The following is a 6,391-nucleotide window of genomic DNA, read 5'->3' as shown; positions in this document are numbered from 1 at the left end:
CAGAACGTTGGAAAGGGCATCATCAAGGGGGAGCACTTATCCACAGCCGTGATTTGTCCAGTTATGAAAAACCCTCAGTTGAATCAACACCTCCGGGCAGTCCCGATCGCTGACCAGCATCGCCCGGACCGCGCGGACATGCCCCTCAATCCGCGCCATACGATTGACCATCGGTTGACGGTTGTGTGCGCGTGCCATCGTTTCCCTCTTTCGTGAGCCGATTGATTGTCCCGCCCTGTTACCACGGCGGCTCGGGGTGGGCTTCGGCTTCGGTTTCAACTTGGATGGTGGAATGCGTAATCCCGTACGGCACGAGGACCTCGTGCAAATCACAGAGCACCGCTTGCGGTGACGGGGCGGAGTAGGTCAACGTAACATGGCAGGCCAATGCCGGCGCCTCGCTGCTGACAGTCCACACATGTAAGTCGTGGATCTGATCCACGCCAGGAACGGCGGCCATCTGATCGGCGATCTCTGCGAGTGGGATCGAGGCGGGCGCGGCTTCGAGCAGCACCCGCACCGTGTCCCGTACGACCCCCCAGCCGCCCCAAATCATCAGGACGGCAATCAGGATCGTCACCGCGGCATTAATCGGGGTCCAGCCGGTCCACCACAACACCGCCGCGGCCAGTAAGACTCCGAAGGACCCTGCGCTGTCGGTCGCCAAATGCCAGAGTGTGCTTCGACGATTGAAATCGTGTGGATCGCGAAATACCCACACCAAGGCACCATTCGCGACCAGCGACACCCCCGCTGCCGCGGCCATGATTCCGGCGTTCGCCTGGGGCTGCTGCCAATGTTGCAACGCATCCCATCCCAACGCTCCCGCCAAAACCCACAACGAGAGCGCATTGGCCAGACCGGCGAGGACTTCCAGACGTCCCCAGCCAAACGTGAAATAAGCGGTGGGCGGGCGGTGCCGTTGGCGATCGGCGTACCAGGCGAATCCCAGGGCCCCGACATCGCCCAGAGAATGCGCGGCGTCGGCACCCAAGGCGAGGCTATGGCCCCACCAGGCACCCACTACCTTGGCGATAATGAGAGCCATGGTCACGGCAACGGCATAGCCAAACCCTCCCGGGACCCCGTGGCCGTGGTATTGATGCGCGGCCATGGCAACGACCTCCTCCGTCTAGCGTGGGAGACTTAATATCGCTGCTACATCCCCCCCTGGGGGATACTATGGGAAGCGAAACTCAAATGCAACCCCTCCGTTATAAAGTTGTCGGGTTCCAGATACAACAAGGAGGAGTCGGGGTGGTATCGGTCCCATGTGCCGCACTTCACCGAGGCTTTCCCGCCCGGCCACTCACCTTCCGGTCGGTGGACGCCAAAGCTCCGATCGGCCAATTGAACGAAATCCCAACCGCCGCAAAATCGGGGCTGAGGTGTCCACGTTAGCCAAGACGCCAATGAACATAGGGGATTCGGGTTCAAGCGCCTCGACCCGTGCCCGTAAAATTTGCCGATAGAGGCCTTGGTGGCGCCAGTCGGGGTGTGTCTCACCGCCCCAGAATAAGACCCAACCAGGAAACCGTGTCCATCCGCCCGCTGCCCGCGCGGTACCATTCTCTCCGGGAATATAGAAAAGCTGCCGATGGACGCCCAGACGGGCCAGTTCCCGGGCGAGCCCCGCCTCGTCCAAAAGGGGATCGCCGAAAACTTGATGATCGAGGCGAATTACTTCCCGAAGCTCCCCCATACTGGTCACCCGGCGGACCCCCTGGGTGTCGACATCGGGCACGCGGTGCCACTGGTCAGCCTCCAGCACCAGCATTTCCTCTACCGACTCGAGGAGATAGCCTCGACGCGCGAGAAAGTCCGAAAGTCCGGTCGTGTCACGCGGGCCAATGCGAAACCGTGGCCAGGTCGAGCGATAACGCCGCTCGACGGCTTCCCAAAATTCCTCGACCGCCTCCTCGGGGACTCGCGTACGCTCCACCGAGCACCCGAGTCCATTGGCGTCCGGCGTGGTCCCAAAACTCCCCCAGACATCGCGCCATGGCGTCGATCCCGGCCAAATCTCCGGATCGTGCGCCTCGATGATATCCCAAAGTTCCCGGTCGTCCCGCATGTGCCCCTCCCCAACGAATTTGGATACCTCAAGAATACCCCCACCGTCTCTGCTCTGTCAGCATCGCGTGGTTGCGCTCGGTCCTCCATGATGGTATATAGAGACCAATACTACGGGGGTTATCGATGTTTATTAAAGAGGGTAATGTCGTTCGGCAAACCGCATTGCGAGAACCCAGCAAAACCGAAAAAGCGTGGGTGGACCAAGCCTTTCAAGACCTCGAGAAGACGTTAGCTCTGCTTCATTGGCCGTCCACCGCGGCTCGTGAGGTTGACCCGCATCCCGACCGTGCCCAGCTGACCTACGCCGATGACCTGCTGGTACTGTCGGTCTTTACCCCGGAAGGTGACCACCTCTTGCCTTTTTCCGTCATCTTGGGGCCGGGAATCATGGTCACCCTGCATGACCAGCCCATCCAAGTCATTGCCGACTTAGCCAAAGAATTGCCCACAAAACCAGAACTCTTGGAATCCGCCCATTATCTTCTCTATGATTTGTTGGAGCGGCTGGCGGACAGTTACTTGGAACGCATGGATGCATATGAGGAAGCCTTCGATGAATTAGAAGAAGCCATTTTAGATGGTCAGGATCGAGCTCGTGAGGTATTTCGGCTGCGACGGGAGCTTCATCACATGCGTGGAATCCTGGCGGACATGCGGCGCATGGCGGCCCGGCTCTCCCGGCGCGACTTTCGCGACTCAGCCGACGGCACCCCCGATGCCAATATTTTTGTCGATGTGTACGACGGCTTCTACCACGTCATGGACAACATTGACAGTCTGCGCGACAATCTCACCGGTCTCGTGGACCTGCAGCTTAACCAGCGTTCCACGCGGATGAACGAAATCATGAAGTTCCTCACGATCTTTTCCACCATCTTTCTACCCTTGTCGTTCATCACCGGCTTTCTGGGTATGAACTTAAAGAGCATGCCGGAGTTGGCCATCCCCTACGGGCAGGAAATGACCCTCCTGTTGATGTTATTGCTTGCCGGCACCATGTTGTATATCTTTAAGCGCCGCGGTTGGATGTAGATGAAAGGCCCCATTTCTTAACATCGGTACGATGCCAATGGCGTCAATATCCGACGCAATAGCAACATCTTGGGAAAATCCGCGTTCTCGAAGCTCGATGCCCGACGCCGATTCGGCCAGCGATCGATCCAACTGACCCGCGAGAGATTCATAGGCATCCCGCGCTGAGCGGGCTGCCGGCAACATTTGGTCGCGATCGAGGTGGCTTAAAATGGCGCCGCAGCCGAGCAAATCTTCCAAGGCATAGCGAAGGCTCCCATCCGAGCATCGTTCTCCGGCCGCCGCCATAACGACGCGCGTGGCGCGGTCGCATGACCGCAGCACCTGGCCCACAGCAGCGGCGTTGATGAGCGCACCGGCGAGCACAATACCACCATGCGCCCCAGCCCCTTTGGCGACCGCGGCCCCATTGTCCGACCACAGCACCAGTTCGTCGGGTAGAGATAGATGACGCAGCGCATGGGGAGAAAGCGAACCGGGTGCACCGCGAGGAGGCGAATTCTGGCTCACCCGGCTCGGTACAACCGTCGTGCCCCGGCCCACCGCCACGACAACGGCAGTGCTAAAGGAGAGGACATCAACGACCACAACGACATCCACTTGGGATGTCTTCTGAATGCCGTCCTCTCCCCACACCAAGTCAACCATGAAGACAGCTCCTCATTATTGGCAATTGGATTAGCCGACCATTTTCGATATTCTACCATTATCTTAGGAATCCGGAGGACGGTCGTGCATTCCATCACATTGCCTGAATCTGTTCATGCCATTGTCTCCCAAACGACGAGTGACCGATGGTTGCTTTTGTGGCCGGGGCTCGGCGGCACCGCCGAGCAATTCCTGCGCCTATTTCGTGAGTCCGAGGCACTCCGTATCAATGTTCTCGCCCTCGATCCGCCTGGCCACGGCAAAACGCCGCCTGGCGAGGTGCTTGATTGGGATACGGTCCAGCGGCTCTGGAAACACGCCTTGGACTGGGCCGAGGCTGCGGGCGGGCGCAACTTCATCGTGGGAGGCCATTCTTATGGTGCCTATGCCGCCCTGGGGGCGGCAGGCGAGGACCTCCGCACCCACGGCTACATTCTCTTGGATGGGGGGTACCTCGAGCCGTTCCCCTCGTACAACGCCCAGGCCATTCAAGAAGCCAATGCGCGCTACCTTCAGTCCCGGCAATTCCCTTCATGGTCGGCCTTCTTAAAGGTCGAACGGGCAGAGACCAGACAATGGGACGACATAACCGAGACCGCATTAAGAGCGGGGATGACGGAAGTGGATGGCATCATCCGCCCGATTGTAACGGTTGACACCGCCAACCAAGTTTCCGCCCTGTTAAGCAGCTATCACGTGGATGAGCTTCCCTTCGATCTCCGCCCCATCCTGTTGTTAGTGGCCGGCGAACCGCCCGACGCACGCTACGCCCGCCAAGCCGCGGTTACCCAATTTCTCACACGCCACCCCCATACCCAATCAGCTATCATTGCCCATAGCGGGCATGACCTGCTGTTAGACAGCCCAGAGACCGTGCTAGCCCATATTGCCCAATTTCTTCGCACGGTCGATTCATAACCCTTGGCCCCAAGCGTCCTCGGCAACCCGACCCGAAAAGACTGTCCACCGTTTGGTCATCCCCAACCGATTTAAGAAGTCGGCTTGATGTGAGATAACCAGCAACGCACCAGGGTAGTCTTGGAGACCTTGAGCAGTAGTTTCCAGACTGGGCCAATCGAGGTGGTGTTCGGGCTCGTCTAGCATCAGCAGGGGAACCCCGGCTGCGGACAACGCGGCGACCTCCAGCTTGACTTTCTCGCCATGGCTCAGGTCCGCGGCGTGGCTCGTCAGTTGATCGGTAGAAAAACCATAAGCCTGGAGCCAAGCTCGCCCGTAGCCTTGGGACAGTCGCGATTGTCGGCTGAAATAGGACCAGACCGTCTCCGAAGGATCGCAGGCGAAGACTTGCCGCACAAAGCCCACCTTTTGGCTGTCGGGAACCCGCAGATAACCCTTGGTCCAACCTCTGAAGGCACCGCGCATCACATCAAACAGCGAGGACTTGCCGGAGCCATTGTCGCCAACAACAGCGATACGATCCTGCGGCATGACCTCCAAGAAGAGATGACTCAAAAGCGGTTCATCCCATCCCAATTCCACATCCTCTAGGCGAATGAGCGTGCCCGCGGCACGCTCCACATGGTCCCACAGAAAGCGCAGACGATGCGGGTCCCGGGGCGCTTGCAGGAAATTCTCCGAGGATTGCCACTGTTCGAGGCGCTTTTCCCGTGCCTTGGCCTTCTTCGCCACCTTCTTGGCATAACGGCGCTGGGTGGAATCGTGGCTCGTCCGTTCGGTGTGCCGCGCCTGCTCTTTGGTGTGCTGAATGTCCTGCGCAAGCTTTCGGAGCGTATCTTGCTGGTCCTGATATCGGCGCCGATATGCGGCCTCGTCCTCCTGGCGCTGATGAAGATATGCGCCGGGGGAAAGGGGGGCCATTTGAATGTGTCCTTTGTCCAAATGCCATGTATGGGTGGCGACCTGATCCAAAAAGGCGAGATCATGGCTGACCACAATGACGGCGCCCTTCAGCCCCCCTAGCCAGTCCGCCAACATCATGCGGTGGCGTGCGTCAAGATGGCGCGTGGGCTCATCAAGCACCAGCAGAGCGGGCTTTTGGACCATCAGGTATGATAGGTCCCGCCAGGCGCTTTGTCCCCACGAGGCGGCTTGAAACGTGGGGTCCAAATAGAAACCCGTGGGAGCCAGGGTATTGGTGATCTGGCCTTCTGTGGGCGCAATCTGTCCTGCGATGATCCTCAGCAACGTAGACTTCCCCGCGCCATTGGGCCCGATCAGGGCGACCCGATGACCCGGTTGGACGTGGGCGCTGACGTCTTGAAACAGGGATTCGTGGTTGGGATAGCTAAACGAAATGTGAGACAGCCTAAGTGGCACAAAAAATCACCCCTTGTGTGGTGGGGCGATCCAGACAGAATGGATGCCCCGAATCTAGGTATGAGGGGCAAAGTTCACCATGGGCCAGACCTCCTTTCATTAACTGTTCCAATCATATCAGACTAGAAAAAAATTTCCCCATGATCTAGGCTTAAAACATGGAACCAATATCTCAGCATCCGATCACGCTTGAGGGCTCCCGCATTCGACTTCGGGACTTTGCTGCATCCGACTTGGACGATGTCCTTGAGTACAGCCAAGACCGTTCTGATGGACTTGTCCAAGATTGACCATCGTTAAGCAAATAATCAATCTTGTTGCCACCTTCCTGGTTCAT

7 protein-coding genes are annotated in these 6,391 nt (G+C 58.5%); 2 read left to right on the top strand and 5 right to left on the bottom strand.

What is annotated here, in order from left to right:
* Window positions 1–36: 36 nt before the first annotated feature.
* The 3 genes from HIJ39_RS20890 to HIJ39_RS20880 form a co-directional block, all read right to left on the bottom strand.
* Window positions 37–198 (bottom strand): metal-sensing transcriptional repressor, encoded by a 162-nt coding sequence (locus HIJ39_RS20890; RefSeq protein ID WP_169102975.1) that lies wholly within the window; start codon window positions 196–198, stop codon window positions 37–39.
* Window positions 199–238: 40 nt separating this feature from the next.
* Window positions 239–1,114 (bottom strand): cation diffusion facilitator family transporter, encoded by an 876-nt coding sequence (locus HIJ39_RS20885; RefSeq protein WP_169102974.1) that lies wholly within the window; start codon window positions 1,112–1,114, stop codon window positions 239–241.
* Between the two features lie 195 nt (window positions 1,115–1,309).
* Window positions 1,310–2,074 (bottom strand): GNAT family N-acetyltransferase, encoded by a 765-nt coding sequence (locus tag HIJ39_RS20880; protein ID WP_169102973.1) that lies wholly within the window; start codon window positions 2,072–2,074, stop codon window positions 1,310–1,312.
* A gap of 125 nt (window positions 2,075–2,199) precedes the next feature.
* On the opposite strand from HIJ39_RS20880, the gene HIJ39_RS20875 reads away from it, so the two are divergent.
* Complete coding sequence (locus HIJ39_RS20875; RefSeq protein ID WP_169102972.1) at window positions 2,200–3,108, top strand: magnesium transporter CorA family protein; 909 nt, start codon at window positions 2,200–2,202, stop codon at window positions 3,106–3,108.
* Here HIJ39_RS20875 and HIJ39_RS20870 read toward each other — a convergent pair.
* Complete coding sequence (locus HIJ39_RS20870) at window positions 3,055–3,756, bottom strand: 2-phosphosulfolactate phosphatase (RefSeq protein ID WP_169102971.1); 702 nt, start codon at window positions 3,754–3,756, stop codon at window positions 3,055–3,057. The genes HIJ39_RS20875 and HIJ39_RS20870 overlap by 54 nt on opposite strands.
* An 84-nt stretch (window positions 3,757–3,840) precedes the next feature.
* Here HIJ39_RS20870 and HIJ39_RS20865 point away from each other — a divergent pair, with 84 nt between their 5' ends.
* Window positions 3,841–4,674, top strand: a complete 834-nt coding sequence (locus HIJ39_RS20865; protein ID WP_169102970.1) for an alpha/beta fold hydrolase — start codon at window positions 3,841–3,843, stop codon at window positions 4,672–4,674.
* Here the strand turns inward: HIJ39_RS20865 and HIJ39_RS20860 are convergent.
* Window positions 4,669–6,054, bottom strand: coding sequence for an ATP-binding cassette domain-containing protein (locus HIJ39_RS20860; RefSeq protein ID WP_169102969.1), 1,386 nt, complete (start codon window positions 6,052–6,054; stop codon window positions 4,669–4,671). The genes HIJ39_RS20865 and HIJ39_RS20860 overlap by 6 nt on opposite strands.
* Between the last annotated feature and the right edge of the window lie 337 nt (window positions 6,055–6,391).

Source organism: Sulfobacillus harzensis, from assembly GCF_012933365.1.
Lineage (GTDB): Bacteria > Bacillota > Sulfobacillia > Sulfobacillales > Sulfobacillaceae > Sulfobacillus_B > Sulfobacillus_B harzensis.
The sequence above is the reverse complement of the archived record's forward strand: the minus strand, read 5'-3'. Positions and strand labels throughout refer to the sequence as shown.